The 26282-nt window shown below is 62.3% G+C and carries 27 protein-coding genes and 1 riboswitch; of the genes, 18 read left to right on the top strand and 9 right to left on the bottom strand.

Annotated elements, in window-relative coordinates:
* Positions 1-13: 13 nt before the first annotated feature.
* Positions 14-1123: an HNH endonuclease signature motif containing protein gene (locus HMPREF2993_RS07305; RefSeq protein ID WP_046648037.1), complete on the bottom strand. Its 1110-nt coding sequence runs from the start codon at positions 1121-1123 to the stop codon at positions 14-16.
* 319 nt (positions 1124-1442) lie between these two features.
* On the opposite strand from HMPREF2993_RS07305, the gene HMPREF2993_RS07300 reads away from it, so the two are divergent.
* Positions 1443-3608 (top strand): YhgE/Pip domain-containing protein, encoded by a 2166-nt coding sequence (locus tag HMPREF2993_RS07300; RefSeq protein ID WP_070515664.1) that lies wholly within the window; start codon positions 1443-1445, stop codon positions 3606-3608.
* Here the strand turns inward: HMPREF2993_RS07300 and HMPREF2993_RS07295 are convergent.
* The 6 genes from HMPREF2993_RS07295 to thiC all read right to left on the bottom strand — a co-directional run bounded on the left by HMPREF2993_RS07295 (position 3605) and on the right by thiC (position 9250).
* Positions 3605-4663 carry a ThiF family adenylyltransferase gene (locus HMPREF2993_RS07295; protein WP_070701725.1) on the bottom strand — a complete coding sequence of 353 codons (1059 nt, stop codon included), beginning with the start codon at positions 4661-4663 and terminating at the stop codon, positions 3605-3607. The genes HMPREF2993_RS07300 and HMPREF2993_RS07295 overlap by 4 nt on opposite strands.
* Before the next feature lie 25 nt (positions 4664-4688).
* Entirely contained in the window at positions 4689-5468 is a 780-nt protein-coding gene (locus HMPREF2993_RS07290; protein ID WP_070701723.1) for a thiazole synthase, read from the bottom strand.
* Positions 5469-5666 carry a sulfur carrier protein ThiS gene (gene thiS / locus HMPREF2993_RS07285; RefSeq protein WP_070701721.1) on the bottom strand — a complete coding sequence of 66 codons (198 nt, stop codon included), beginning with the start codon at positions 5664-5666 and terminating at the stop codon, positions 5469-5471. It abuts the gene before it with no gap.
* The gene (thiO, locus tag HMPREF2993_RS07280) at positions 5663-6808 is read right to left on the bottom strand and encodes a glycine oxidase ThiO (RefSeq protein ID WP_070701719.1); all 1146 of its coding nucleotides are present in this window, start codon (positions 6806-6808) and stop codon (positions 5663-5665) included. Before thiO ends, thiS begins: the two co-directional genes overlap by 4 nt.
* Positions 6805-7455: a thiamine phosphate synthase gene (locus tag HMPREF2993_RS07275; protein WP_070701717.1), complete on the bottom strand. Its 651-nt coding sequence runs from the start codon at positions 7453-7455 to the stop codon at positions 6805-6807. The genes thiO and HMPREF2993_RS07275 overlap by 4 nt, the downstream gene beginning before the upstream one ends.
* Positions 7448-9250: a phosphomethylpyrimidine synthase ThiC gene (thiC, locus tag HMPREF2993_RS07270; protein ID WP_070701715.1), complete on the bottom strand. Its 1803-nt coding sequence runs from the start codon at positions 9248-9250 to the stop codon at positions 7448-7450. The genes HMPREF2993_RS07275 and thiC overlap by 8 nt, the downstream gene beginning before the upstream one ends.
* Positions 9246-9360, bottom strand: a riboswitch (TPP riboswitch). It overlaps the preceding gene by 5 nt.
* Positions 9361-9533: 173 nt before the next feature.
* Between thiC and rplS the strand changes: the two genes are divergently transcribed.
* The 9 genes from rplS to HMPREF2993_RS07225 all read left to right on the top strand — a co-directional run bounded on the left by rplS (position 9534) and on the right by HMPREF2993_RS07225 (position 16770).
* The gene (gene rplS, locus HMPREF2993_RS07265; RefSeq protein ID WP_046648044.1) at positions 9534-9878 is read left to right on the top strand and encodes a 50S ribosomal protein L19; all 345 of its coding nucleotides are present in this window, start codon (positions 9534-9536) and stop codon (positions 9876-9878) included.
* Between the two features lie 221 nt (positions 9879-10099).
* Positions 10100-10795 carry a signal peptidase I gene (gene lepB, locus HMPREF2993_RS07260; protein ID WP_246818647.1) on the top strand — a complete coding sequence of 232 codons (696 nt, stop codon included), beginning with the start codon at positions 10100-10102 and terminating at the stop codon, positions 10793-10795.
* Positions 10773-11474, top strand: a complete 702-nt coding sequence (lepB, locus tag HMPREF2993_RS07255) for a signal peptidase I (RefSeq protein WP_070701711.1) — start codon at positions 10773-10775, stop codon at positions 11472-11474. Before lepB (HMPREF2993_RS07260) ends, lepB (HMPREF2993_RS07255) begins: the two co-directional genes overlap by 23 nt.
* A 5-nt stretch (positions 11475-11479) precedes the next feature.
* Positions 11480-12121 carry a ribonuclease HII gene (locus HMPREF2993_RS07250; RefSeq protein ID WP_046648047.1) on the top strand — a complete coding sequence of 214 codons (642 nt, stop codon included), beginning with the start codon at positions 11480-11482 and terminating at the stop codon, positions 12119-12121.
* Positions 12122-12209: 88 nt separating this feature from the next.
* Positions 12210-12515, top strand: coding sequence for a DUF2469 domain-containing protein (locus tag HMPREF2993_RS07245; protein WP_005528899.1), 306 nt, complete (start codon positions 12210-12212; stop codon positions 12513-12515).
* 205 nt (positions 12516-12720) lie between these two features.
* Positions 12721-13158, top strand: a complete 438-nt coding sequence (locus HMPREF2993_RS07240) for a YraN family protein (protein WP_070701710.1) — start codon at positions 12721-12723, stop codon at positions 13156-13158.
* The gene (locus HMPREF2993_RS07235) at positions 13145-14668 is read left to right on the top strand and encodes a YifB family Mg chelatase-like AAA ATPase (RefSeq protein ID WP_070701708.1); all 1524 of its coding nucleotides are present in this window, start codon (positions 13145-13147) and stop codon (positions 14666-14668) included. Before HMPREF2993_RS07240 ends, HMPREF2993_RS07235 begins: the two co-directional genes overlap by 14 nt.
* Positions 14665-15843 (top strand): DNA-processing protein DprA, encoded by a 1179-nt coding sequence (gene dprA / locus HMPREF2993_RS07230; protein WP_070512629.1) that lies wholly within the window; start codon positions 14665-14667, stop codon positions 15841-15843. Before HMPREF2993_RS07235 ends, dprA begins: the two co-directional genes overlap by 4 nt.
* 15 nt (positions 15844-15858) lie before the next feature.
* On the top strand, positions 15859-16770 hold the full coding sequence (locus HMPREF2993_RS07225) for a tyrosine recombinase XerC (RefSeq protein ID WP_070545798.1): 912 nt from the start codon (positions 15859-15861) through the stop codon (positions 16768-16770).
* On the opposite strand, the gene HMPREF2993_RS07220 is transcribed toward HMPREF2993_RS07225, so the two are convergent.
* On the bottom strand, positions 16733-17239 hold the full coding sequence (locus HMPREF2993_RS07220; protein ID WP_070515659.1) for a M23 family metallopeptidase: 507 nt from the start codon (positions 17237-17239) through the stop codon (positions 16733-16735). The genes HMPREF2993_RS07225 and HMPREF2993_RS07220 overlap by 38 nt on opposite strands.
* Positions 17240-17633: 394 nt before the next feature.
* Here HMPREF2993_RS07220 and rpsB point away from each other — a divergent pair, with 394 nt between their 5' ends.
* The 5 genes from rpsB to HMPREF2993_RS07195 all read left to right on the top strand — a co-directional run bounded on the left by rpsB (position 17634) and on the right by HMPREF2993_RS07195 (position 22121).
* Complete coding sequence (rpsB, locus tag HMPREF2993_RS07215; protein ID WP_010190382.1) at positions 17634-18461, top strand: 30S ribosomal protein S2; 828 nt, start codon at positions 17634-17636, stop codon at positions 18459-18461.
* 246 nt (positions 18462-18707) lie between these two features.
* Entirely contained in the window at positions 18708-19520 is an 813-nt protein-coding gene (tsf, locus tag HMPREF2993_RS07210; RefSeq protein ID WP_070701706.1) for a translation elongation factor Ts, read from the top strand.
* A gap of 248 nt (positions 19521-19768) precedes the next feature.
* Positions 19769-20506, top strand: coding sequence for a UMP kinase (gene pyrH / locus HMPREF2993_RS07205; protein WP_070512635.1), 738 nt, complete (start codon positions 19769-19771; stop codon positions 20504-20506).
* A gap of 70 nt (positions 20507-20576) precedes the next feature.
* Positions 20577-21134: a ribosome recycling factor gene (gene frr, locus HMPREF2993_RS07200; RefSeq protein ID WP_046648055.1), complete on the top strand. Its 558-nt coding sequence runs from the start codon at positions 20577-20579 to the stop codon at positions 21132-21134.
* A gap of 132 nt (positions 21135-21266) precedes the next feature.
* Complete coding sequence (locus HMPREF2993_RS07195; RefSeq protein WP_175973262.1) at positions 21267-22121, top strand: phosphatidate cytidylyltransferase; 855 nt, start codon at positions 21267-21269, stop codon at positions 22119-22121.
* A gap of 3 nt (positions 22122-22124) precedes the next feature.
* Here the strand turns inward: HMPREF2993_RS07195 and HMPREF2993_RS07190 are convergent, their stop codons facing one another.
* Positions 22125-22529, bottom strand: coding sequence for a LapA family protein (locus HMPREF2993_RS07190; RefSeq protein ID WP_046648056.1), 405 nt, complete (start codon positions 22527-22529; stop codon positions 22125-22127).
* A 93-nt stretch (positions 22530-22622) separates the two neighbouring features.
* On the opposite strand from HMPREF2993_RS07190, the gene rlmN reads away from it, so the two are divergent.
* From rlmN to HMPREF2993_RS07175, 3 genes are all read left to right on the top strand, one after another.
* Positions 22623-23729, top strand: coding sequence for a dual-specificity RNA methyltransferase RlmN (rlmN, locus tag HMPREF2993_RS07185; protein ID WP_070512717.1), 1107 nt, complete (start codon positions 22623-22625; stop codon positions 23727-23729).
* Between the two features lie 70 nt (positions 23730-23799).
* Positions 23800-24621: an ABC transporter ATP-binding protein gene (locus HMPREF2993_RS07180; protein ID WP_070701704.1), complete on the top strand. Its 822-nt coding sequence runs from the start codon at positions 23800-23802 to the stop codon at positions 24619-24621.
* Positions 24618-26207 (top strand): ABC transporter permease, encoded by a 1590-nt coding sequence (locus tag HMPREF2993_RS07175; protein WP_246818645.1) that lies wholly within the window; start codon positions 24618-24620, stop codon positions 26205-26207. Before HMPREF2993_RS07180 ends, HMPREF2993_RS07175 begins: the two co-directional genes overlap by 4 nt.
* Positions 26208-26282 lie beyond the last annotated feature (75 nt).

Here is a 26282-nt window from a genome sequence, read left to right as displayed (position 1 = left end):
GCTGGGGTGCGAGCTATCCGGGCGGTGGGCTACCGTTTGGTGGATCCGGCGGTCGGGCGTGGGTTTTGTCGGCGGCGAGCCGTTTGACCGCTTCTTGGTAGGCGGGCTGCCCGGTAATCGGCGTTCCCCAGGGCGGGATGTAGTCAACGGGCCCTTTTAGACGAAAGACATAGCCTCTGCCGGTCGGGCTGGTGGGGTCATCGTCGTTGATGCCGTTGTGGTAGGCGCACAGCATGGTCAGGTTGGGCGGGTTGGTCTCCCCGCCTGCCTGCCAGGGAATGATGTGGTGGACTTGGCAGTAGTCCGCCGGTTTATTGCAGTCCTCGATAGCGCAGGTGGGGTGTTCGGCGCTGGCCATGATGCGCTGCTCGAGGCTGGCAAAGCGCGAAAGTCGGTGCAACCACACCGGCCCGATGGTGGGGTGGACCAATGTGGCGTAGCCAGTTTCGGCGAACTTGTAGGTGAGAAACTCTGCGCCACTCATGCGCCCGCCGTTGGTGAGCTCGAGTTCGATGTCGTCGCCGTCATGGCGGACGACTTTGTCGAGCTCGTCGAGCGTTATCACGACGTTGGTTCCCACCGCCGGCCGCGAGCCCACGCCTTCTTTGAAGAAAACCTGGTGGGTGGCGTCCAGGAGGTCGGCGGGGTTGATGGACTCGAGTGTGCTGCGAATGGTGGATATGTTCAGAGCGGTATCGGTAACCGTGAGCGAGTGCGGGCCATTCTTGCGGTAGGTCAGCCGCACCCCTGGTGAAGGCACGCGTTTGGGCCTGAGCTCCTTCAAGCGCTCCACCGCCACTGAAGCAACCCGTTCTGAAGGCGTGGATGCCAGCGCGACGCGCAAATTCCAGACATCGAGCTGTTTCTTCAACTTGGCGGTGTAGGACTCAATCAGGTTCAACGTGGCCAGGTCGTGGCCCTGGCGTTGGGCCGCCTGACGCGCTGCGCGCTGCTTTCCGGTGAAGCGGGTATCGCCGAAATAAATGGCATGAAGCGACGCCAGCTCCGCGGCATCACCGGCCGAGGCGCCGAGCGCACGTAAGCCTTCGGGTGTGCTGGTTGCTGCTTCCACCAACGCAATCCCCGAATTGCGAAGGCGGATGTAGGTTTCGATATCCCCCATGGGCACAGAGACTAAAACAGGCCTTAATGCCTCGCAACCGGAGGAGAAAACGCCCTGTTCATGTGCCTCATAACTTGGATCTCACGCGGGAATGGCCAGCACCCACACGGCCAAACGCAGCCCCGAGCTCGTAATCCACGCGAGAATAACTGGACTGGGCGCAATGACACGAATGGCTATAAGTTCACAGGGCCAACATATCAAGTGGTATGTTTGGTGAAACAAATGAACTAGCGTCCCGCTCATCTTTGTTCTGCCGCTGAAAGTCCTGGGCAGAAGGTTAAGAGCGGACCTGAGCTATCACTATAAGGAGGCGGGAATGAGCCGTGAGACTGAAGAAGACCGGAAGAATGGTTCTTCGCCTGGTCGGGCGAATGAGGGGAGTGCTGCGACCCGCGACAGCGAAGCCATGGGCTGGCACCGCGTCCTGGATTGGCGCCCCACGAGTACCGTGTCGCGCGTGCTCATCGTTTTTCTTCTCGTTGCACCGCTGATCGTCGCCGGCACCATGATGTGGGCCATGTGGGACCCGTCAAAGTACATGCGCAACATTGACCTGGCGGTGGTGAATGAGGATGCGGGCGTCGAGAAGCAGGGCAAATACACCAATTACGGTGATCAGGTCGTCGAAGGCCTGTTGGAGACGGGGTACCTGAACTTCGCCGAGGTCAGCAAAGACGATGGGGACGAGGGGTTGCTCAAGGGCAAGTACCTCATGGTGGTGACCATCCCGGAGAACTTTTCCGAGCAGGCCGTCACCATCATCAGCGATAAACCAGTCAAACCGGAGATTCATTTCGCCACCAATGATTATTACGGCACGAATGGCTCGGTGATTTCCTCCAGCCTCATCCCGCAGGTCCAGACCAGCGTGGAAAATGCGATTTCCAAGAAGTACGCCGACCAGGTCATCGAAGGTCTCAACAAACTCAGCGACGGCCTGGGCACCGCGGCGGAAGGCGCCGGCCGTCTCGATGAGGGTGCGGGCAAATTGCAGGAAGGCGGCGGGCGCGCGGTCGAGGGAATCGCCAAGCTGGACGCCGGCGCGGGCGATCTCAACAACGGTACGGGCCAGCTGCTGGACGGCACGAACCGCCTGAATGACGGAGTAGGACGCCTCAGCGATGGCGCCGCGCAGCTCGATGATGGCGCCGCCCAGCTTGCCGACGGCTCCGACAAGCTCCTTGCCGGCACCGGCCGCCTAGCGGATGGCGCGGGTCAGATCGACGGCGGTGTTAACCAGCTCACGGGCATGCTCATCCCGGTGCTCAAGCAGGCGCAGGCTGTGGCCCCGGCACTCCTGCAGCTTGTCGACGTCCTCCGCGGCCTCGGCATGCACCAACAAGCTGAGCAGCTTTATTCACTGGTCTCCAAGCTGGACCCGGCCGCCAGCGGCAACATGGTGGCGCAGTTGGAGAAGCTTTCTGCCGGCACCGGCCAGCTCTACTACAACCTGGCTGATCCCAATTCGGAGTACCTGGGCGGCATGATGGCTCTTAATGACGGTGCGCACCGCTTGTCCGATGGTTCCCAGCAGCTGCGTGCGGGTGTTGGCGAACTGAGCGACGGTGCCGCCCAGCTGAAGGACGGTGCTTCCCGCTTGCACGAGGGCACCGGCACGTTGAAGGATGGCACGAGCCAGCTCGCCGCCGGTGGCACGGAGTTGAAGGATGGCATGGACCAGCTCAAGGCGGGCTCGAACGAATTGGCCACCAAGCTTGCCGACGGCGCCGCCAAGGCCCCCTCCATTACCCAGCCGGATACGTCTGCGCAGAACATGGCCGTGCCCATCAACTTCACCTCCTCCAACCTTCACCCAGTGCAGACGGTGGTCGACCCGGTCGATCCAACCCAGAAGAACATCACCGGTGGCGTATCGATGCTCTTCGTGCTCGTCTTCGGATTCCTCGTCATGCTGCTGGTTGCCATGACACTGCCGTACTACCTGGGGCGCCGGGGCGAGTCGGCCACGAGCCCGGTGCGCGGTATCCTCGCAGCCTTTGGAGTCGTGGCGGGCTTGAATTTCCTCGTCCTAGCCTTCATGGCCTTCATGTCCTCCATGATGGGATGGTCACCGGCGAGCTGGCCGATGATGCTGCTAGTTATCGCCGCCATCGCCGCCGTGGGGGCGGCGACCTACCAGTTCTTCCTGGTCACCTTTGGACGCAAGATCGGCGCCATCTTCGCCGTAGGTGCGTTCGCTCTGGGCATCATGGTCTTCGGCGGTGTATGGCCGGTGGCGGCGATTCCGCGCCCGTTGAGCATGTTGCATCCTTTCCATCCGATGTCCTATGCGAAGAATGCCTTTACCCGCGCCACCGACGGCATCCACGACGGAACTTTCTGGGCCGGTATTGCAGTGTTGTTTATTGTGACTGCCCTCGCACTGGTGGCTTCCTGCGTGGTCTTCCGGGCTCGCCACCATGGCACCGCCCGAATTGTGGACGAGCACCTCTTCCGCGCTCCGGCGGTGGTCGACGCCTAGTAATCGCGAGACGCGAGCCCACCCGGAAGGTTACGCAGCTCGATGCCCATATCCGCTGCCAGATCGGCGTAGCGTAGGACGAAGCCAGCGCTGCGCCCACCGGAGGGGCAGGCAACGTAGACCAGTTCGGAAGAGCACGAAGCGAGCGCTCGGCGCACGGCATCATCATCGGTGACGGTATGCCAGGGCAGTGACACCGTGGCATCAGGAAAGCCGGTGTTCTCGGAGATATCGAGGAGGGCGGCGTGGCCGTCGCGAAGCTCAGGCGGAAAGCTGCGCTCTCCGGGCAAGGTGCTGACCAGCGGGCGCGCAGGATCCGGGCCGACTGTGAGCGTGCGGAAACTACCGGGCAGCGCCTCATAGGACGTAACACGGCCACGCAGCTCCTCATGGTGCGGAAGCTTCCCCAACCAGCCCAGTGTCGCGGTGGCCATGAGCCCCGCGATGACGGACGTCGTAGCACCCAGGACCCCAGCCGTGGAGCACTCGAGCGCCTCGCCCTCCGGCGGGGCGGGGAAGAGATCACGCAAGCCCCCCCCGCGCCCGTCAGCGCAGTCCTTACCGGAATGCCACAGCGCGGCCTGCCCGCCGTAGCGCAGCACGGTTCCCCAAGCCAGCGGGGTAGAGGTGAGCTCGCAGGCGTCTGCGACGAGGTACTTCGTGTCGAAGGTATCTGAGCCATCGAGGACGAGGTCGGCCTCGGCGCAGAGGTCAAGAACAGTAGAGGAAGTCAGCCGCGCGTTGAGCGCGGTGATTTGCAGCTCGGGGGCAAGCTCGCGGGCGCGCGCGGCGGCTACCTCGGCCTTGGGCTTGCCGACGTCCCCCGCACCAAACAGCACCTGCCTGTGCAGGTTGCTGATATCGACGGTATCGGAATCGATGAGCGTGATGCGCCCGATGCCTGCCGCCGCTAGTTGCTGGATAGCCGGGCAGCCCAGCCCGCCGGCTCCCACGACGAGCACGTGCGCGGCATTGAGACGCTCCTGGGCCGCATCGCCGAAGCCGGGCAGGAGGCGTTGGCGCGCGGTCCGGGCGCGTTCGGTTTTGCTGAGCATGATGTCTGTACTTTTAAGCAGTGGGCTATAGGACCTGGTCCGCCCAGGAGGCTAGGCCCTCGAAGGTGGAGGATGCCTGGGCATGTTCGCGCTGCGGGATACGACCGGCGCTGCGCGCGAGTCGTCCCGCTTCGACGGCGTGGCGCATGGCGGTGGCCATGGCTTCCGGATCTTGGCAGCGGTTGACTGCGCTGGCGAGCAGCACGCCGGAGCAGCCGAGCTCCATGGCGAGGGTGGCATCGGAGGCGGTGCCGATGCCGGCGTCGACAAGCACAGGCACCGAGGCCCGCGAGCAGATGAGCTCGAGGTTGTGCGGGTTGAGGATGCCCAGCCCGGTGCCGATGGGAGCGCCCAGCGGCATGACGGCTGCTGCTCCGGCATCCTCGAGGCGCTGGGCGGCGACGGGATCGTCGCTGGTGTAGGCCAGCACGGTGAAACCTTCGGCGCTCAGCAGCTCAGTGGCGTCGAGGGTTTCCACGACATCGGGCAGGAGCGTGTGCGCGTCGGCGATGACCTCTACCTTGACCCACGTGGTGCCCAGCGCCTCACGGGCCATGCGGGCGGTGAGCACAGCCTCGCGGGCCGTGCGGCACCCGGCGGTGTTGGGCAACGGAGCGATGCCCAACCGGCGCAACAGGTCGAAGATGCTCTCACCGTCACGGGTGCCAGCGTGGCGGCGCATGGCCACCGTGGTCAGCTCGGTTCCAGAGGCGACGAGCGCGCGCTCGAGGGCGTCATGGCTCGTGGCCCCACCGGTGCCCATGATGAGGTGGGAGGAAAAAGTGGTATCGGCGATGGTGAGCATTTAACCTCCTTGGACCGCAGTGAGGATTTCCACGGCCGCGCCTTCGGTGAGTGGGGTGGATTCCCACTGCGAGCGTGGAACGACCTGCTCGGACAGTGCCACGGCGGTGCCGTCGGCGTCGATGCCTTTTTCTTCCAGCAGTTGGGCGACGGTGTCTGCTGCCGTGTCATAGGGCTGACCGTTAAGGATCAGAATCATTGTTGCTCCTTGAGGTGTCGTAGGGGGCTGCAGGCCGCGAGATCAATGCTCGGTGCGGTGCCTTCGATGAGCTCGCGGGTGCAGCGCGCGGCTAGGGCCGTGAGCAGAATGCCGTGGCGGAAATAGCCGGTAGAAATAATAAGTTTCTCGCTCACCCTGCCCAGATACGGCAAGTCATCCGGAGTGCCAGGGCGGGCACCGGCGCTGGCCTCGAGGAATTCGCATTCTTCGATGGCGGGGAGAATGCGGATGGCGTCGCGAAGCAGCGCGTAGACACCGCCGGCTTGGGCCGTGGCAAGCGTGTCCTCGCGGGTTGTAGCGCCGACCGCGAGGGTGCCATCTCCGCGGGGGATGAGGTAGATGGGGCGGTCCTCCACGAAGCCGCGGACGACTCGGGTGAGCAGCGGCTGGAGCTCGTCCGGTACGCGCAGGCGCAGGATATCTCCGTACACCGGGCGCAGGTGCAGCGGGGAATCTGTGAGCCCAGCCGCGGCTGCCCACTCGATATCGCGTGCCCCCAGGCCTGCAGCGAGCACCACCTGTTCCGCTTCGAACTCGCCAGCGGCCGTGGTGACCACGCCCGCGTCAGCATTGATCGACTGCGCTGCCGTGCGGAAGAAACGCACACCGAGTGCTTGGGCAGCGCTGATGAGGGCAGCTGTCCACTGGCGGGGGAAGACCTGCGTGTCACCCGGGATGCTGACGGCCCCGGCCAAGCGTGGTGACAGCAACGGTTCGGCGCGCCGGGCTTCGCGCACGGTGATGCGCTCGACCTCCATACCGTGGAGGGACTGATAATCTGCCAGCTCGGTGAGGTGCTGAGCATCCGCGCGGTCGGCGGCGACGACGAGTGTTCCCTCGGCGCGGTAGCCAGTGGGGACCTCCGTGTGGGCGGCAACCAGATCGATAAGCTCTGGGTACCACGCGCCGGAGGCACGCATCAGCGGGAAGAGAGGATCCTGCTGGTAGACCACCTCGGCGGCAGGGGCGAGCATGCCGCCGGCGAAGTGGGTAGCTCCGGAGGCCGGCGCCGGATCCAGCACCGTGACCTTAAAGCCCCGCGCGGCCAGTTCCACGGCGGTGGCCAGACCGATGACGCCCGCGCCGACGACGATGACTGAGGATTCAGAGCTGGTACTCATCGCGCACCTTCATCAAAACCGGCAAGCAGCTCGCGGCAGTAGGCTTCCGGGTCCTCGGCGTGCATGATGCCGCGCACGACGGCTAGGCCGGCCACGCCGGTTGCCGCCAGATCGGCTGCATCGTTGGCGGTGACATCCCCGATGGCCACGAGCGGTACGCGGGAGAGCTTCACCAAATCCGGGTAGGCATCAAGCCCTAATGGCGTGCGGCCGGATTCCTTCGTCGGTGTCGCGCGGAACGGGCCGCAGCCGATGTAGTCAATGACATCTGCGACGTCATTGGCGGACTCAACCAACTCGCGGGTGCCGGTGGTCAGACCGATAATCGCGTCCGGCCCCAACAACGCGCGGGCGGCGGCCACGGGCAGATCGTCCTGGCCAACATGCACGCCGTGCACCGGCTCGCCGGCGTGGCGTAGGGCGGCGGCGACGTCGACGCGGTCGTCGATAAGCACACGCGTTTCTGGGTTGGCCTGTGCCACCGCGCGGGCTACCTCTCGACCCAGATGGTAGAGGTCGCGGGCGGAAATCGGCTTGGAGCGTACCTGTACCACCCCGGCACCGCCCCGGGCCGCTGCGGCAGCGATGCGCACGATCTCCGCAGGCGTGCCCTTGCCCGTGACGAAGTAGCAGCGAAGATCAGGCATGCGTGGTTTCTTCCTCCTGATAGAGCTGGGATCCCTGAGCCTTAAACTCTTCCGACATCTGCTTCTCACCGGCACGGGCAGCGGCCACAACCTCGGGATCGATGGCGCCCTTACCCGGGAAGCTTGGCATACCAAGGGAATCGGAGAAGGTATCCCGGATGTCCTGGCTGATGCGCATAGAGCAGAACTTCGGGCCGCACATGGAGCAGAAGTGCGCGGTCTTCGCCGGCTCCGCGGGCAGGGTCTCGTCGTGGTAGGCCTGCGCGGTGTCTGGGTCGAGGGAGAGCGCGAACTGGTCGTGCCAGCGAAACTCAAAGCGAGCCTTGCTCATCGCGTCATCCCAGGCGCGCGCACCTGGGTGGCCCTTGGCCACGTCGGCCGCATGGGCGGCAAGCTTATAGGTGATGACGCCGGTCTTGACGTCATCGCGGTTGGGCAGCCCCAAGTGCTCCTTCGGGGTGACGTAGCACAGCATGGCCGTACCACCCATGGCGATGTGCGCCGCGCCAATGGCGGAGGTGATGTGGTCATAGCCCGGGGCAATATCGGTGACCAGCGGGCCCAGCGTGTAGAAGGGCGCATCGGAGGCCCAGTCCTGCTCGAGCTCGTTGTTTTCCTGAATCATGTTGAGCGGCACGTGCCCCGGGCCTTCCACCATGACCTGGACGTCGTACTCCCAGGCGCGCCGGGTGAGCTCACCGATGGTCTTGAGCTCGGCGAACTGGGCGGTGTCGTTGGCATCCGCTAGGGAGCCGGGGCGCAAGCCATCGCCGAGCGAGAAAGCGACGTCGTAGCGCGCAAAAATCTCACAGAGTTCGTCGAAGTTTTCATAGAGGAAGGACTCCTTATGGTGCGCCAGGCACCAGCCCGCCATGATAGAGCCGCCGCGGGAAACAATGCCGGTAACACGGTTCGTGGTCAACGGCACATAGGGCAGCAGCACGCCGGCGTGCACGGTCATGTAATCCACGCCCTGCTCGCACTGTTCGATGACGGTATCGCGGAAAATCTCCCACGTCAGGTCCTCAGCTACGCCGTTGACCTTCTCCAGCGCCTGGTAGATGGGCACGGTGCCGATGGGGACCGGTGAGTTGCGCAGGATCCACTCGCGCGTGGTGTGGATGTCATCACCGGTGGAGAGGTCCATAACGGTATCCGCGCCCCAGCGGGTGGCCCAGCGCAGCTTCGACACCTCTTCCTCAATGGAGGAGGTCACCGCGGAGTTGCCGATGTTGGCGTTGATCTTGGTCAGGAACTTGCGGCCGATAATCATCGGCTCCGACTCGGGGTGGTTGACGTTGTTAGGCAGGATGGCGCGGCCACGGGCGATCTCGGAACGCACGAACTCTGGGTCGCAGTGCTCGCGCAGAGCCACGAACTCCATCTCCTTGGTGACGATCCCCTGGCGTGCGTAGTGCATCTGGGTAACGCGCTTGCCTTCCTTCGCACGCAGCGGCTGGCGACGCTCCCCCTTCCACTCCAAGGAAGCCGCACCGCGGCGCTCGGCCGAGCGGCCATCGTCAGCAAGGTTGCGTGCGCGGCCCTCATACTCTTCAACGTCTCCGCGCTCCGCAATCCATTCGGCGCGCAGGGCCGGCAGGCCTACTTCAGGCTCACACTCCGGGCCGCGCGTGCGGTAGATGCGGAAGGGTTCGTTGGGCCCTGTGGGGGAATCATCCAGCTGGATCTCGGTCTCGGGCACCTCCAGACCTTTCTCCCGGATGGGGGAGTAGGAGTGCTTGGGGTGGATCTCGCCGGAGTCGGTGGACTGGATGGGGTTATGGGTAGCCGTCATGGCTGCTCCTCTCTTCCTTCGCTGGTGCTAACCAGACAGGTTCGAACGGTGCAGGCGCGGTATCAGCGCCACTCTCAGCCCACTTCCCGTGGGCACCCGTGGGGTATCAGTGCGTCACCCACCTTAGAGCCCCCGGTGGGCAGGTGTCAGGCGTTTGGGGCAATTTGTTCTGCGGGGGTGGGGTGTGGAAAGATAGCGATGTTCTGTGTAATAGGCACGAACCGGTCAGCCGCCTCGCGGTGGCGCCAGGGTCCTCTGTCTTAAACTGAAAAGGAAAACACCAATGGCAAACCTCATTGATAAGGTTGATGCAGCTTCGCTGCGCGACGATATCCCGTCCTTCCGCCCGGGCGATACCCTTGACGTCAACGTCAAGGTCATCGAGGGCAGCACCGAGCGTACCCAGCTCTTCAAGGGTGTCTGCATCCGCCGTCAGGGCGACGGCATCCGCGAGACCTTCACCGTGCGTAAGGTTTCCTTCGGCATCGGCGTTGAGCGTACCTTCCCGGTTCACTCCCCGAACATTGCCTCCATCGAGGTAGTTCGCCGCGGCCGCGTGCGCCGCGCGAAGCTGTACTACCTGCGCGACCTGCGTGGCAAGAAGGCCCGCATCAAGGAGCGCCGCTAGTTCTAGCTGCTCTTCAGCCCTCCGCTTCCCACCGATTCTTGTGGGTAAGGCGGAGGGCTTTGTGTTTTCAGCAGCCTCCGGCCGAGCCGCATACCGGGATGTCGGCGCGCATTGCTAGGATTTAGCCCGTGGAAAAAGAAAACGACATTACTGAAGGTTCCCAGGGCGTGGGGAAAGAGGCGTCGGAGAGCGCAGCACCCCCCGCTGAGGAAAAGAAGCAGATGCCTTGGTTGCTGGAGACCGCACTGGTGATGGTTTCCGTGCTTGCGGTCGTTGGTGTTTTCCAAAACTTTGTGGGCCGGCAGTACGTCATTCCATCAGGGTCGATGGAGCCGACTTTGCATGGCTGTGAAGGCTGCAATAACGACCGCATTTTTACCGAGAAGGTCTCCTATTACGGCGACAAGAACCCAGAGCCCGGTGATGTCGTGGTGTTCAAGGGAACGCCGGACTGGGACAGGAATTGGGTATCGCCGCGTTCCGACAACCCGGTCATCCACCGCATTCAGGACGCGCTGAGCTACGTTTCGCTCACCCCGCCAGACGAGAACATCTTGGTCAAGCGTGTTGTTGCTACCGGTGGCCAGACCGTGTCCTGCCAGGAGGGTGATCCTGCGGTCATGGTGGATGGCAAGCCCATCGAACAGGACTATGTGCAGGACCCGCCGACGTATCGCGTTGATGAGACCACCGGTTCTTACGCCTGTGGCGGCGCGTATTTTGGCCCCGTGACCGTGCCAGAGGGCAATATCTGGGTGATGGGAGATAACCGCACGGCCTCCGCGGACTCGCGCTATCACATGCAGGATGAGTTCCAAGGAACGATCCCGCTGGAGAACGTCCGCGGCAAGGTCATGTTCATCTACTTCCCCTTCAACCGCATCGGTGGAGTCGATGACCCGGACATCCAGTCCTAGAGTTCGCGATGTCCTGTGGGCGCTGGCAGTTACCTTCGTGGCGCTGGCGCTGATTCAGGCCTTCGTGGGCAGGATGTACCTCATCCCGTCCTCCTCCATGGAACCCACACTGCATGGCTGCCCGGGATGCACAAATGACCGCATCGCCGTGCAGAAGATGAGCTATTACTTCAACGACCCGCGTCCTGGGGAGGTCGTGGTCTTTTCCGGGCCAGACTCGTGGAACACGTCTTTTGAGGTAAAGCGTTCCCGCAACGTGCTCCTGCGCGGCATACAAAACCTTGGTGCCGCCGTGGGGCTCGTTCCCAACGGCGACAACATCTTGGTCAAGCGAGTCATCGCCACCGGCGGGCAGACCGTGTCATGCCAGGAGGGGGATCCAGCCGTGATGGTGGATGGCAAGCCCACCAACCAGGACTTCGTTCTGAATCCGCCGGAGATACCTGTTGATGAACGCGTGGGCTCGCAGGCCTGCGGTGGCGCCTACTTTGGTCCCGTCACGGTCCCGGAGGGTCACCTGTGGGTCATGGGAGACAATCGCACAAACTCGCTGGATTCGCGCGCTCACCTCGGAGACAAACTGCAGGGCACCGTACCCGTGGAGAACGTTCGTGGGAAGGTCGCCGCCGTGGTGATGCCGTTCAGCCGCGCCCAGACTATCGATGCTCAACCGGCGTAAACGCTATGCGCCGTCTCAAACAGAAGAGAACCTATGAGGTTGCGCTCTCCAAGGCGGGGCTGGGGCCTGTCGCGGGGGTGGATGAAGCCGGGCGTGGGGCCTGCTGCGGGCCGGTGACGATTGCCGCGTGCATTTTGCCCGATCGCATCATTCCCGGTTTGGAGCGGCTCGATGACTCGAAGAAGCTCACGCCGGCGGCCAGGGAGAAGCTGGAGCCGCTGATCAAACGTCGCGCGCTGGCGTGGTCGGTGGTGCACGTGGGAGCAAAGGACATCGATGCCTTTGGCATCCAGCACGCCAACCTGTCGGGGATGCGCCGCGCGGTAGCACAGCTTAAGGTCCGCCCGGGCTATGTGCTGAGCGACGCCCTCTTTGTCCCCGGCCTGCCTACCCCGCAACTGCCGATCATCGGCGGTGATACTGCCGCACGCTGCATCGCTGCGGCAAGCGTTGTGGCCAAGGTGTCTCGTGATCGCTTGATGGATGAGCTCGCGCAGCGCTACCCGGGCTATGCCTTGGAATCGCATAAGGGGTATGGCACCGCCGCACACCAAGAGGCCATCGTGCAGTTGGGAGCGACGCCGGAGCACCGCATGAGTTATCGCAACGTTGCTGGGGCTCATGCGCAATTCCTCGCGCGCGCCTGAAGCCTGAGGCGGGGTGCGGGAACTAAGCTGGTGCTCAATCTGTGACACCGTAGATCCCGGTTGATTGTGAGCGAAGGAGAAGCACACCGTGAGCGCTGAGGAACTCGATAACTACGAGGCTGAAGTCGAGCTGTCGCTGTACCGCGAATACCGCGATGTAGTCAGCCAATTCTCCTATGTGGTGGAAACCGAACGCAGGTTTTACCTGGCCAATGCGGTCGAGCTCATTCCGCATACGTCTGGGCCAGACGTTTACTACGAGGTCCGCATGTCCGATGCATGGGTATGGGATATGTACCGCTCGGCGCGCTTTGTGCGCTACGTCCGTGTGATCACTTACAAGGACGTCAACATTGAAGAGCTGGACAAGCCGGACTTTGTCCTCCCAGAGTAAAGCTCGTGTGCGGGGTGCGGGTGCCAATAAAGTGGTGAGTCCGGACTAGTTATCCACAGATTTGGTGTGGCGAGACTCAAAGCTCTCGCCAGGGGGATGCCGAGTGAGGTGTTCTGGAAGTGCCGTAAGGGGGTGCGGCACAGGAATTGTCCTGTGTCGTGCTTGCGGCGTGTTGTGTACACGTTCAATTCCAAGGAGCACCATAATGACAAAAAATCTAGCGACTTCCGTGCATTCACCGAGCGTGGGGCAGACCATCCGTCCTGCGGATGCACTGGGGAAAGCGGGGGAGAAGTTCGCCGCTGACTTCTACCGGGCGCGCGGGGCTCAGGTGATAGCCGCGAACGTCCACTATCGTGTGGGCGAGCTCGACCTCGTTGTGCGCGAGCCTGATGGAACCATCGTCTTCTGTGAAGTTAAAACCCGGGCAACCCGCAACTTTGGCGTGGCTGAAGCGGTAACACCGCGCAAGCTAAAGCGCCTTCGCAAGGCTGCCGCGCAGTGGCTGACCGCAAGGCGGAGTACTACCCAGCCCTTAAGCAAGGTTCGCTTTGATGTACTCGGGCTCGTGTCCACAGGGGCTGAGAAGGGGGAGGCCTTCGACGTGGAGTATTTCCAGGGAGTTGACCATGGCTCTCGGTAGGTGCGACACGATTGCGCTGGATGGTGTGCTGGCCAGGGTGGTCACCGTGGAAGCCAACGTGGGTCCCGGGCTGCCCGGTGTCCATGTGGTGGGACTGGGTGATGCCGCGATTTCGGAGTCGCGGGATCGCATCCGGACCGCGGTGAGCAACTCGCACCTACCGTGGCCGAAAACAAAGGTCGTGGTGTCCATGTCACCAGCATCGTTGCCCAAGGCCGGCGCACATTTCGATCTCCCCATGGCGCTGGCCATCTTAGCGGCAGGCCAGAGTGAGAAAAGCCGACTCAGCGGGGCGCTCGTGCTCGGCGAGTTGGGACTGGACGGGCAGGTTCGCCCGGTCTCCGGCATCATCCCGGCGATTCTGGCGGCGCGCTCGCAAGGCTATGACACGCTGATCATTCCGGTTGGTAATGCGGCGGAAGCAGCATTGGTTCCCGGCATGCGAGTGCTGGTGGCCGAGACCCTCTGGGATGCTTTCGCTTGGGTATGCGGGAGTGATTGCCTGCCGGACGCGCAGCTGATCACGCACGCTGCGGCGCCCGCGCGCGAACAAGTTGCAGACTTCAGCGAAGTAGCCGGACAGCGGGAAGCCAAGTGGGCAGCAGAGGTTGCCGCGGCTGGCGGCCATCACGTGATGATGGTGGGGCCACCTGGTTCCGGCAAATCAATGATTGCTTCGCGTTTGCCGGGCATCCTTCCGCGCTTGACCACGGAAGAAGCGGTGGAGGCTACCGCGATCCACTCGGTGGCGGGAGCCGTTGGCACGGCGATTTCCCGGGCGCCCTTCATCGCGCCGCACGCTTCGGTCACGAGGGCCGCGCTGATCGGCGGTGGATCGGGGCGCCCGCGGCCAGGTGCGGTGAGTCTGGCGCACCATGGAGTGCTCTTTCTCGACGAGGTCAGCGAGGTTCCGGCGCAAGTACTGGATAGCTTGCGCGCACCGCTGGAAGAAGGACAGGTGCGCCTGACTCGGGCTAGCCGCGAGGTAATCTTTCCCGCCCGCTTTCAACTGGTGTTGGCTGCGAACCCGTGCCGCTGTGGCGCTGAGGAACCGTCACGCTGCGAATGCCGGGCAGCAGACAGGATGAACTACCTATCCAACCTTTCGGGCCCATTGCGCGACCGCCTCGACATCATTGTGTCTTTGTCTGGGCAATCCGCGGTACTGCACCCAGAAGGGGAGGAAACCTCCGCAGACATTGCTCAACGCGTGGCCGCCGCCAGGGAACGAATGAAGGCGCGCTGGGAGGCCGATGGACTGGGAAGCGTAGTCAATGGCGCCGTATCTGCTTCCTATTTGCGGCGTCATCGCCCAGCAGCGGAGTCGGCGATGATTATGCTTGCTGCCTACTTGGCTGAAGGGGAGCTGAGCCAGCGAGGGGTCGATCGTGTGCTGCGCTTGGCGTGGACGTTGGCGGACCTCGATGGAACCGCCCGTCCTGAGCTTGACCACGTCAGCCGCGCACTTGATCTCCGTGGTGCTGACACGATCGAGAGGTTGGCCGCATGAGCGAACTCAACGTGTCGACCAGCCGTCACACCTGGGCCTACCTCAACCGCGTGGTGGAAGGACCCTCACCAACCCTCCACGGTCTGCTGACCCAATACCCGGCTGAGGAGATAGCGCGAGGAATCTATAAGGGAGAGGACTGGATCGGGCCCCTGCAGCAGGCCACGGCATCGCGGCGGGACTGGCTACGACAAGACGAAGACCTCGCTGCCGCAGAGGCGGTCGGAGCCCGGCTCATCACACCCGATGACGCGGAGTGGCCCGGGGAGGAATTTGCCCGTGCCTTTGGGTTCTACCAGCAGGGGCTCGTCGATGCCCCGGCGACGTTTGATGACCAAGCAGTCCCGCCCCACAGCCTCTGGGTTCGCGGCGGGAACCTGCGCGAAGCGGTAGCCCAATCCGTTGCCCTGGTGGGCACGCGCGCCGTGAGCCGGTACGGCTGGGAGGCGGGCTCACTTCTGGCTGGTGGCCTCGCAGCGCACCAATGGACCGTGGTGTCCGGTGGGGCAGTGGGGGTTGATACAGCGGTGCACGAGGCAGCTCTCGACGCAGGTGGGCAGACCGTCGCGGTGGCGGCCTGCGGTATTGACATTTCCTACCCGGCGCGCAATGCACGTCTCTTTGACAGGATTGCCGGGAATGGGTGCATCGTGTCCGAGTTCGCGCCGGGCACACGGCCACAGCGTTTCCGCTTCTTGTCCCGCAACCGCCTCGTGGCGGCGATGACCAGCGGCACCGTGGTGGTGGAAGCCGGGTTTCGTTCTGGCGCGTTGAACACGCTGAACTGGGCGGAGGCTCTGGGCCGGGTTGCCATGGCGGTGCCGGGCCCAGTCACGACGTCTGGGTCCTTGGGGTGCCACCAACGCATCCAGGATGGGCGAGCGCAACTGGTGGCCTCAGTCGACGAAATACGTGGACTCGTGGGCAAAGTCGGGGAAGTGGACGCTGCGGGTCAGTATGAACTTGAGTTCCAGCCAACCCCGGTGCAGCGCTTGTCCCGCAACGAGCTCAAAGTGTATGACTCCACTCCGCCGGAAAGTGCGGAGGAGGGAGCGAGTGCGGAGGATATCGCGGCTGCTGCGGGAATGCGGGTGGCGCTGACCATCCACCTGCTCGTGGCGATGCAAAAGATGGGGGTGATAACGCGCTCGGGCGCGATGTGGCAGCGCACCTGAGTACACTCATGTGACATGAGTGGAGCAAGTGGTAACGCCGAACGGCGCGTGGGCGGCCAGCTGGAGGAAGCGATCGAGGACTTTGCGGATTACCAGCGCATCGTTCGCGGCCGCTCCGAGGCGACTGTCCGTGGTTACTGCTCAGACCTGCGCCTGCTGGCTGCCGACGTCCCGAGTTTCTCGTCATTTACTCTGAACGCCCTTCGCGCATGGCTGGCGGGTGCCGTCGATGAGGGAAAATCTCGCTCCACGCTGGCGCGGCGTACCGCGGCGGTGCGCGCCTTTTCCACGTGGGCTGCGCGCGAGGGGCACCTCGAGACTGATGTCGCCCAGCGCCTGGCTACGCCCAAGGTGGGCAAGCATCTGCCCACTGTGATGTCGCCCGCTGCCGCCGGGGAACTGATGGGCAATGCGGTCTCCGCCGATGAGATCCATTTCCTGCGTGATAGCGCCATGCTCGAGTTTCTCTATGCCACCGGCGCGCGCGTAGCCGAATTGGTGAGCTTGGACATCGGGGATGTGGATCTTTCCCGCCGCACCGCGCGCGTGACTGGTAAGGGCAATAAGCAGCGCGTCGTTCCCTTCGGGGACGCGGCCCACGACGCGCTGCGCGCCTGGCTGAAGACGGGGCGCCCCGAGCTCGCCGGTGAAACGGAAGCGGTCTTCGTGGGCACGCGCGGACGCCGAATCGATGCGCGCCAGGTCCGCCGCGTCGTCGAACGCGCCGCACAAGTCACGGGCGCGCCGGGGCTCACCCCGCACGGCCTACGCCACTCCGCGGCTACGCATCTGCTCGAGGGCGGGGCCGATTTACGCATCGTGCAAGAGTTGCTCGGCCATTCTTCTCTGCAGACCACGCAGGTCTATACGCACGTTTCTGCCCAGCGCCTTAAGGACGTCTACGCTCGCTCCCACCCGCGGGCTTGAGTCGAATGACGGGCTCGCCGAGGAGATCCAGCGGGTTGATGTAGTCCTCGCGACCTTTAATTGCGCCCCAATGGAGTCCCGGATAGCCATCCACGGACGGCGCGAGCGTGCCGATCACGTCTCCTTCCTGCACTCGGTCACCTTTCTTAACCCGCGCGAACACTGGTTGATAAGTGGTGCGTAGGCCGTTGCCATGAGCAATCGAAAGGGCTGGCTTACCCGCTATGGAGCCTGCGAAGTACACAACGCCGTCGCCAGCGGCACGCACCTTACCGCCGACGGGCAGATCCAGATCGACACCGCGGTGCCCGGCCATCCACCGCTTCTCAGGAGGTTCGAAGCCACGCAAGACACGCGAAGCAACCGGCTCCCCAGTGGTGGGGTCGACGAAGGCGGCGGCGAGGGGGACGTCGGCAAGCGCGGCCCAAACGCATAGCAGGGCAGATAAACAAAGTAGACGGTGACGCATGACCTCAAGCCTGCGCGTGAGCGCGGCTCGAGGGAAGAGCGTGCGGTCGACCTGTGGATAACTCGTTACAGAAGTAACCCATGGTGCGCTAGGGAAAAGTTCGTTAAGCCTGTCAACAATCCAGCGGAGGTGATTCGGTCGCGTCGTTTGGAATCACCGTGTGTGCAGTACTAAGCTAGCCCACAGCAGTCTGTGCTCGGCACCGAATGGTTACCACATGGACTGACTACGCGCGGCGAAGTAGTCGCTTCCTGGGTTAAGGAAGAGACAGTCCGTGGTTGACGTGGTCCCCGGGATAATGGGGTGTTAACCAGGGCCTTCGTTGCTAGGGTGCGGAATAAAACACCGCACAATCTTTGCAAAACCGAAACAACATATAGAAAGCGAGCGAAACATGGCAGTCGTAACCATGCGCGAGCTCCTCGACGCTGGTGTCCACTTCGGTCACCAGACCCGTCGCTGGAACCCGAAGATGAAGCGTTTCATCTTCACCGACCGTAACGGCATCTACATCATCGACCTGCAGCAGACGCTGACCTACATCGATGAGGCCTTCGAGTTCGTGAAGGAGACCGTCGCACACGGCGGCACCATCCTCTTCGTTGGTACCAAGAAGCAGGCTCAGGAAGCCGTTGCTGAAGAAGCTTCCCGCGTTGGTATGCCGTACGTGAACCACCGCTGGCTCGGTGGCATGCTCACCAACTTCCAGACTGTCTCCAAGCGCCTGAAGCGCATGAAGGAGCTGCAGGCTATGGATGCAGCTGAGGACGGCTACAAGGGCCGCACCAAGAAGGAAGTTCTGATGCTGACCCGCGAGCGCACCAAGCTGGAGCGCGTCTTGGGCGGCATCTCCGATATGACCAAGGCTCCGTCCGCACTGTGGATCGTTGACACCAACAAGGAGCACATCGCGGTCAAGGAAGCCCAGAAGCTTAACATCCCGGTTGTTGCCATCCTGGACACCAACTGCGACCCGGATGAGGTCGACTTCCCGATTCCGGGCAACGACGACGCTATCCGCGCCACCAAGCTGCTCTCCGGCATCATCGCCACCGCTGTGGATGAGGGCAAGAAGGCTCGCGAGGAGCGTCAGCTTGCACAGGCCAAGGAGGCTGCTGGCGACACCGCTGAGAAGGACGCCCGCGACGCCGCTGAGGCTGCCGCTGCGTCTGACCCGGCTTCCGCTGAGAAGTCCGAGGACGCCGAGAAGTCCGCAGAGTAATCTGCATACCTGAAGCCCCCGTACCGCGCGGCCCCTACTGTCCGCGGCGATGGGGGCTTTTCTCACGTGTTTTCCGAAGCTTGCGAAGGCGCGTGACACACCACAGGGGTGAAACACCACGCGGAGGGTTTCCTCCGTTGGGGGAGTGGGAGAAAGCTAACACCCCCTCAACGCGACGTGGTGGTAGCGATTCAGCTACGCTGTTTCAACGAATACCGTTTAAATCCAAGGAGGATCGCTCCAACTATGGCGAACTACACTGCTGCAGACGTAAAGGCATTGCGTGAGGCCACCGGCGCCGGCATGCTCGATTGCAAGAAGGCTCTCGACGAGTCCCAGGGTGACTATGACAAGGCCGTCGAGTACCTGCGCATCAAGGGCGCAAAGAACGTGTCCAAGCGCGCTGAGCGTGAGGCAACTGAGGGCCTGATTGCTGTCTCCGGCAACACGATGGTGGAGATCAACTGCGAGACCGACTTCGTGGCCAAGAACGAGGCTTTCAAGTCCTTCGCTGCCAAGATCGCTGAGGCTGCTGGTGAGGCCAAGGTCAACTCCGGTGAGGAACTCAACAACCTGGAGATTGACGGCAAGAAGGTTTCCGAGGTCGTCGACGAAGAGTCCGCAAAGACCGGCGAGAAGCTGCAGGCCCGCCGTGCCGTCACCATTGAGGGTGACAACGTAGCTGTGTACCTGCACCAGCGTTCCGCTGACCTGCCGCCGGCAGTGGGTGTCCTGGTGTCCTACGAGGGCAACGCAGAAGGCGCACACGCAGTCGCTCTCCAGATCGCAGCTATGAATGCCGAGTACCTCACCCGCGAGGACGTTCCGGCTGAGATCGTTGAGAAGGAGCGCGAGATCGCGGAGGCCACCACCCGCGAGGAGGGCAAGCCGGAGGCTGCCCTGCCGAAGATTGTGGAAGGCCGCCTGAACGGCTTCTACAAGTCTGTGGTCCTGCTGGAGCAGGCAGCATTGTCGGACTCCAAGAAGACCGTTAAGCAGGTTGCAGAGGAGGCTGGCACCACCATTACCGGTTTCGTCCGTTACGAGGTCGGCGTCTAAGCGCTTCTGAAGCTGTCGCAGTCATGGCCGCATGTCGTGCGGCGACTGCCTTCTGCTCCCTCCTCCACTCCTTTTCCCTACGCCGTGTGGCCAAAGGAAACAAGTGGGGGAGGGAGTTCGCTGTTTTAGCCTGCCCCTGAGGGTGGGGCTCGCTCGCAGCTGAGTATTAGCGAGCGGCTTCCTATGGTTAAGATGGAACAGAATTATTCAAGCGCTTAACTGAAGCGTCGCCATGCGTGAAGGAGACGATGAAGACCGTGACCAACCCTGAACCGAAGCGAACCGGATACAAGCGAGTCATGCTCAAGCTGGGCGGTGAGATGTTCGGCGGTGGCAAGGTCGGCATCGACCCTGATGTGGTAGAAAACGTCGCCCGCCAAATTGCCGAGGTGGCGCAGCAGGGGACCGAAATCGCCGTCGTTATCGGCGGCGGTAACTTCTTCCGCGGCGCCGAACTTTCCCAGCGCGGCATGGACCGCGCGCGCTCCGACTACATGGGCATGCTCGGCACCGTCATGAACTCCCTGGCGCTGCAGGACTTTCTCAAACAGCAGGGCATCGACTGCCGCGTGCAGACCTCCATCAACATGGCACAGATCGCTGAGCCCTACCTCCCGCTGCGTGCCGACCGCCACTTGGAAAAGGGCCGCGTCGTCATCTTCGGCGCCGGAATGGGCATGCCGTACTTCTCCACCGATACCACTGCGGCGCAGCGAGCCCTAGAGATCGGCGCGGAAGTCCTCTTCTTGGCCAAGGCAGTCGATGGCGTCTATTCGGCCGACCCCCGCACCAACCCGGATGCCGAACTGTATTCCGAAATCACCCCGCGTGAGGTTATTGAGAAGGGTCTGAAGGTGGCCGATGCCACCGCATTCAGCCTCTGTATGGACAACAATATGCCGATTTTGGTCTTCAACCTTCTCACGGAAGGCAATATCAAGCGCGCTGTCAACGGCGAGCAGATCGGCACGCTGGTCCAGTCCTAGTACAAATGGGCTGCGACCTGCTAAATTCTTTCCCAGAACTTTTGACTATTTCAAGGGAGTTGTAACCCTCATGATCGACGAGATCCAGCTCGAAGCTGAAGAGCACATGACCGCTTCGGTAGAGCACACCCGTGAGCAGCTGCTCACCATCCGCACCGGCCGCGCCAACCCGTCCATGTTTAACGGCTTGGTCGCTGAGTACTACGGGGTTCCGACCCCGATTACCCAGATGGCCACCATCTCGGTCCCTGAGCCGCGCATGCTGCTCATCAAGCCTTATGAGCAGTCCGTGATGAATGAGATTGAGAACGCAATTCGCAACTCGGATCTCGGTGTGAACCCGACCAATGATGGTCAGGTACTGCGAGTGACCATCCCGCAGCTGACCGAGGAGCGCCGCCGCGACATGGTCAAGATGGCCAAGAGCAAGGGCGAGGACGGCAAGATTGCTATCCGCAACATCCGCCGCCGTGCCATGGAGCAGCTGAAGAAGCTGCAGAAGGATGGCGACGCGGGTGAGGACGAAGTTATCGCCGCCGAGAAGGAGATGGAAAAGATTACGTCCGGCTACATCGAGCAGGTGGACCAGCTCGTAGCCAACAAGGAAGAAGAGCTCATGGAGGTCTAGCCTCCGCGCTCACAGAGTTTTGACTTGCCGCCGCGCCAGGCACCGACCAGCACGGCGGTCTTTTCTGTGTAGAACTTGACTTACCCCACGATTGAATGAGGAGCACGCGTGAGCACTGAGCACTCGAGCCGAATGCCCAAACCCAAAAACTCCGCGGGTCGAGACATGCCCGCGGCGATTGCCGTTGGTGTTGGTTTGGGTGCGCTCGTTGTCTTTGCGGTGTGGGCCGGGCCCCTTGTGTGGTACCTCGTCGTAGCCACAGCGCTGGGCTTAGCCATGTGGGAGGTCCTTACCAGGCTGCGGGAGCACTCCTACTACGTCCCGCGGACGTTGCTCATCGTCTTGGGACAAGCCATGGTGTGGGTCTCGTGGTTCCTCAATGCCTCCGGCCTCGTCGCGGTTTATGTGGTTGCGGTCTTGGCGCTCATGTTCGGCCGCCTCTTTCACAACGGCAGACATCGCCCCCCGATCAACTATTTGCGCGATATGTCCGTGGGTATTTTCGTTCTCACCTGGATCCCACTTTTTGGCACTTTTGCCGCGATGCTTTCGCGGGTGGAGACCCCCTTCGCCTCGGGGGCGGCGTCGATTGTCGTGTTTATGCTCTGCGTCGTCGCCTCCGACACCGGTGGTTTCATCGCCGGCGTGATGTTTGGATCGCACCCCATGGCCCCCGCGGTGAGCCCCAAGAAGTCGTGGGAGGGCTTTGCCGGCTCGGTAGTTTTCGGCACCCTGACCGGTGCATTGAGTTTCGCGTTCCTGCTGCACCACACTCCATGGGTGGGCGCGCTCATGGGCCTCGGGCTCGTTTTCTGCGCCACCCTCGGTGACTTGGTGGAGTCTCAGTTTAAGCGGGAATTGGGCATCAAGGATATGTCTGCCTTGCTGCCCGGTCACGGCGGCATCATGGACCGCCTGGATGGCATGCTGCCATCCGCGATGGTCACGTGGGTGGCAATGAGCTTCCTGACCACCCTGGCGCCGTAGGTCTTAGCGGCGCGCTTGCTTGCGTACCTGGCGGCGCAACTCGAACATGCGCCAGCCGCCCACCAGGGCCATAATGAGCGCGCCGGCAATGGCGCAGATGAGGTAAGTGACACCGGCGGGGAACTGCACTGACCAGTTAAGGAAGTTCAGCGGTACTTGGTGCTGGTTCTGCAGGATGAAGATGATAAGGACGATGAGCAGCAGGAAGCCCACGATGAGGGCAATCCACGTGCTGGCGGCGAAGGAGCCCTTGACCTTTCCGTCATTTTTATTGTCATAGTCGGTTGCGCGCGGAGCCGGCTCCACCGCACCGCCACCGGAAGTGGTTTCCGCAGACAGGTCGGTCAGCGGCTCGTCGGCCGGAGCGGTGGTGCGGAATTCCTCAGGGGAGTTTTCTGGATTCGTCATGCATCTATTAAATAGGTTGAGATGTCACTTTCGCCACTCCAGCAGAGCCTAGATTGGATAATGTGGCTGAGAACGTGGAAAATGGGCTCTACCATGGCTGAACCACTGAAACTGAATTTCTCCGCTCCGCGCCGCGGGCTACCCCCGAAGCACTTCGCGGACCTGACCGAGGCCGAGCGCATTGAGGCGCTCGCGGAACTTGGCCTGCCTAAGTTCCGGGCAAAGCAGCTGGCCAAGCACTACTACGTCCACCACACCGCCGATGTTTCCGAGATGACGGATATCCCGGCTGCCTCCCGCGAGGCAGTCCAGGAGCGTTTGTTCCCCACGCTCATGCAACCCATTCGGCAGACTTCCACCGACGACGGCGAGACCACCAAGTCCCTGTGGCGTTTGCACGACGGCACGCTGCTGGAGTCCGTGCTCATGCGCTACCCAGGGCGCGCCACCCTGTGTATCTCCTCCCAGGCCGGGTGCGGCATGGCCTGTCCGTTCTGCGCCACCGGCCAGGGCGGGCTGGACCGCAACCTGTCCACCGCGGAAATTGTGGAGCAGTTTAGGCACGCTGCTCGCCTTTTGGAAGAGGAAGGCGGGCGCTTAAGCAACGTTGTCTTCATGGGCATGGGCGAGCCGCTGGCCAACTACAAGCGCGTGGTTCATGCGGTGCGCCAGATTACCGGACCTGATCTCAGCGGCTTCGGATTGTCCCAGCGCAACGTCACTGTATCGACGGTGGGGCTGGCCCCGGCCATCCGCAAGCTCGCGGATGAGGATTTGTCCTGCACCCTCGCAGTGTCCCTGCACACCCCGGACGATGAGCTGCGCGATACTCTCGTGCCGGTCAACAACCGCTGGCCGGTCGAGGAGGTGCTCGATGCCGCTAAGTACTACGCCGACAAGTCTGGCCGCCGCGTGTCCATCGAGTATGCGCTGATCCGCGATAAGAACGATCAGGATTTTCGCGCCGACATGCTGGGCCGGAAGCTGCATGCGGCACTGGGCTCTAAGGTTCACGTCAACGTCATTCCGCTCAACCCCACACCGGGTTCGGAGTGGGACGCTGCCCCGAAGGCGCGCCAGGACGAGTTCGTTCGCCGCGTCATCGCGCAGGGCGTGCCGTGTACCGTGCGTGATACCAAGGGCGATGAAATCGCTGCGGCTTGTGGCCAGCTCGCCGCTGATGAGCGCGAGACCGCTTAAGGGCTCTGCTTACAGTTTCCTAACGATAGTTTTTCGGAGAACAAAGCATTAATGGTTCTTGATACCGTTAATGCTTATGACTTATCCTTATCGTGCGGACTTAGCCGCTGATCCGCGCACCCAAGCTCTTGCGGTGCGCGACCTGCGCAAGTCCTTTGGTTCTCAGATCGCTGTCAACCACCTCAACCTGGATGTCCCGCGTGGTTCCATCTACGGGATAGTGGGGCCCAATGGCGCGGGCAAGACCACGATGCTGACCATGGCCTGTGGCCTCCAGCGCCCGGATTCTGGCCACAGCTTCATCGCTGGTCACAATGTGTGGGAGGATCCCATCCCCGCCAAGCGGGCCATGGGTCTGCTCATGGATGGGGCACCGGTCTTTGACCGACTGACCGGCGCTGAGTACCTCCACTACCTTGGAGCGCTGCACAAACTGGAACGCACCGAGTCGCTCCGCCGTGCCCAGGAGCTTCTCGACGCCCTCTCCCTCTCCGATGCCGCTGATAAGCGCATTGCGGATTATTCCGCCGGCATGACCAAAAAGATCCTCTTGGCCGGCGCCGTCCTGCACAACCCAGAGGTGCTCATCTTGGATGAGCCGCTGGAAGCCGTGGATCCGGTCTCCGGGCGCCTCATCCAGCAGATGCTGCGCGCCTATGCTGCGCGTGGCGGCACGGTTATTTTGTCTTCGCACGTCATGGAGCTTGTTGAGGGGCTTTGTGACCACGTTGCCATCATCAACGGCGGCCAAGTCATCACCGCAGGCCACGTGGATGATGTCCGGCAGGGCCAAAGCCTGAGCGATCTGTTCATCGCGGCCGTTGGGGGACGGGATCTGGACGCCTCGAAGTTTGGGTGGCTGCGCTCGCCAGCGGCAGGTGAGCGCGAATGACATCCACTCTGTTCAGCCTTCATCGCACTCTGTGGTGGCGAAGCGTTTCCTCCAACCCGGCGACGCTCATCATGGGGCTTATGATGCTGATCTACGGGGCACTCGGCCTCCTGTCGCTCGCATTCATGGTGTATTCCGATATCACCACCCCGGGCCACGGTTACCAAGCGCTGACTGTCGGGGTGGCAGGCGGCATGCTCATCTACGTACTCCTCGCTCTCTTCATGCCGGCGGGGGAGAAGCAACTGAGTCCGACAACCTTAGGAGCTCTTCCTCTGACTTCCCGCGAGGTTCTTCCGGGCCTTTTCTTGTCGGGCCTGCTGACTACCCGCGCTATCATGTCGGTTGTCTTTTCCCTAGTGTATGCGGTCATCGGAAGTGTCTTTCTTATTCTGACGGGGCCTGGGTGGGCTGCAGTGCCCTTCGTTGTGGGCATGGTTTTATCGTGCGCGACAACCATCATCTTCGGCGAATGTCTCGGCCAAGTGGCTTCCGTCATCGCAGATTCCCAGAAATCCCGTACCCAAATCGCGGCGATGGTGGTTATGGGCCTGCTGGTCTTTGGCATGCTGCAAGCGCAGAGTGTCTTGGAGTCTTTGCCGCCTCTTCACACCGTGGGTGCCGTTAGCGCCTGGACCCCGTTTGGCGCAGGGGTGGGGTGGACGCTCGCGCTTGCCGACGGTCACCTCCTCACCGCCCTAGCCCAACTGCTCATCGCGGTGGCCAGCCTTGGGCTGCTTGGCTGGGTGTGGTCCCGTCAGATAACTGGTCTCATGCGCAATCCGGGAGCGGGTGGTGACGTAGCCAGCGAGGTGACAGGAAAGGGCGTGTCCAAGTTGGAGTTGGGCGCGTGGTCTTATTCCAGCCCTGCGGCGATGGAATATACCCGCGCGTTGCGCTATCTCACCCGTGATAAACGGCAAACAGGCATGCTGTACATGATGCCTCTGTTCGGCGTGCTGACGCTCTATCAGTTGTGGAGAGGCGATGATTTCACCGCCTATTTCATGCTGTGCTTCAGCGCAATCGTGCTCTCATCTCTCTTGGCTAATGATTATGGCTTCGATGGGCCATCGAATTGGGTCCATATGGTGGCGCCGGTTGCCCCGCGCACCATCCTTCATGCGCGTCACCTCGCACACGTGACTATTCCCTTTATTGGGTTTGTTCTGCTCGCCGTAGTGGCTCTTGTCTTTAGCGAGAACTTCACCTTGGGCTTGTTGAGCACAGCTGTGGCCATAGGCGTGTTCATCTCCACCGCGGCGGTGGGTTTGGGCCTGACCGTGCTTAACCCTTATCCCTTGTCCGCTCCTGGGCAGAACCGGTGGAATGATAAGTCTGGCTATTCTGCTGGTGCTTTTCTCACTGCGTTTGTCGGCATGCTGTTGGTGTGGGGGCCCGCGCTTCCTGGCATCGTGGTTTCTGCCCTCGCCTATGAGCGTGGCGGCTGGTTGTTGTATACCGCGTTGATTGTTTCCGTGCTGGTTCCGTCGCTTGTCTACGCCGGGGTCTGGCGGTTCGCTGGAAACAAGGCACAAGAGCGGACGCCGGAAATCTACGCCAAGGTCAACCGTTACGTGAGCTAGGGGACAAGGGCAGACAGAAAAAGCTCCCTTCCTGCAGTCCATTCATGAACTGCGGGAAGGGAGCTTTGTTTAAAG

The sequence above is a fragment of the Corynebacterium sp. HMSC068G04 genome (assembly GCF_001814885.1).
Taxonomy (GTDB): Bacteria; Actinomycetota; Actinomycetes; order Mycobacteriales; family Mycobacteriaceae; genus Corynebacterium; species Corynebacterium hiratae.
Note: the sequence above shows the minus strand (reverse complement) of the source record. Positions and strands in the feature narration are given on the sequence as shown.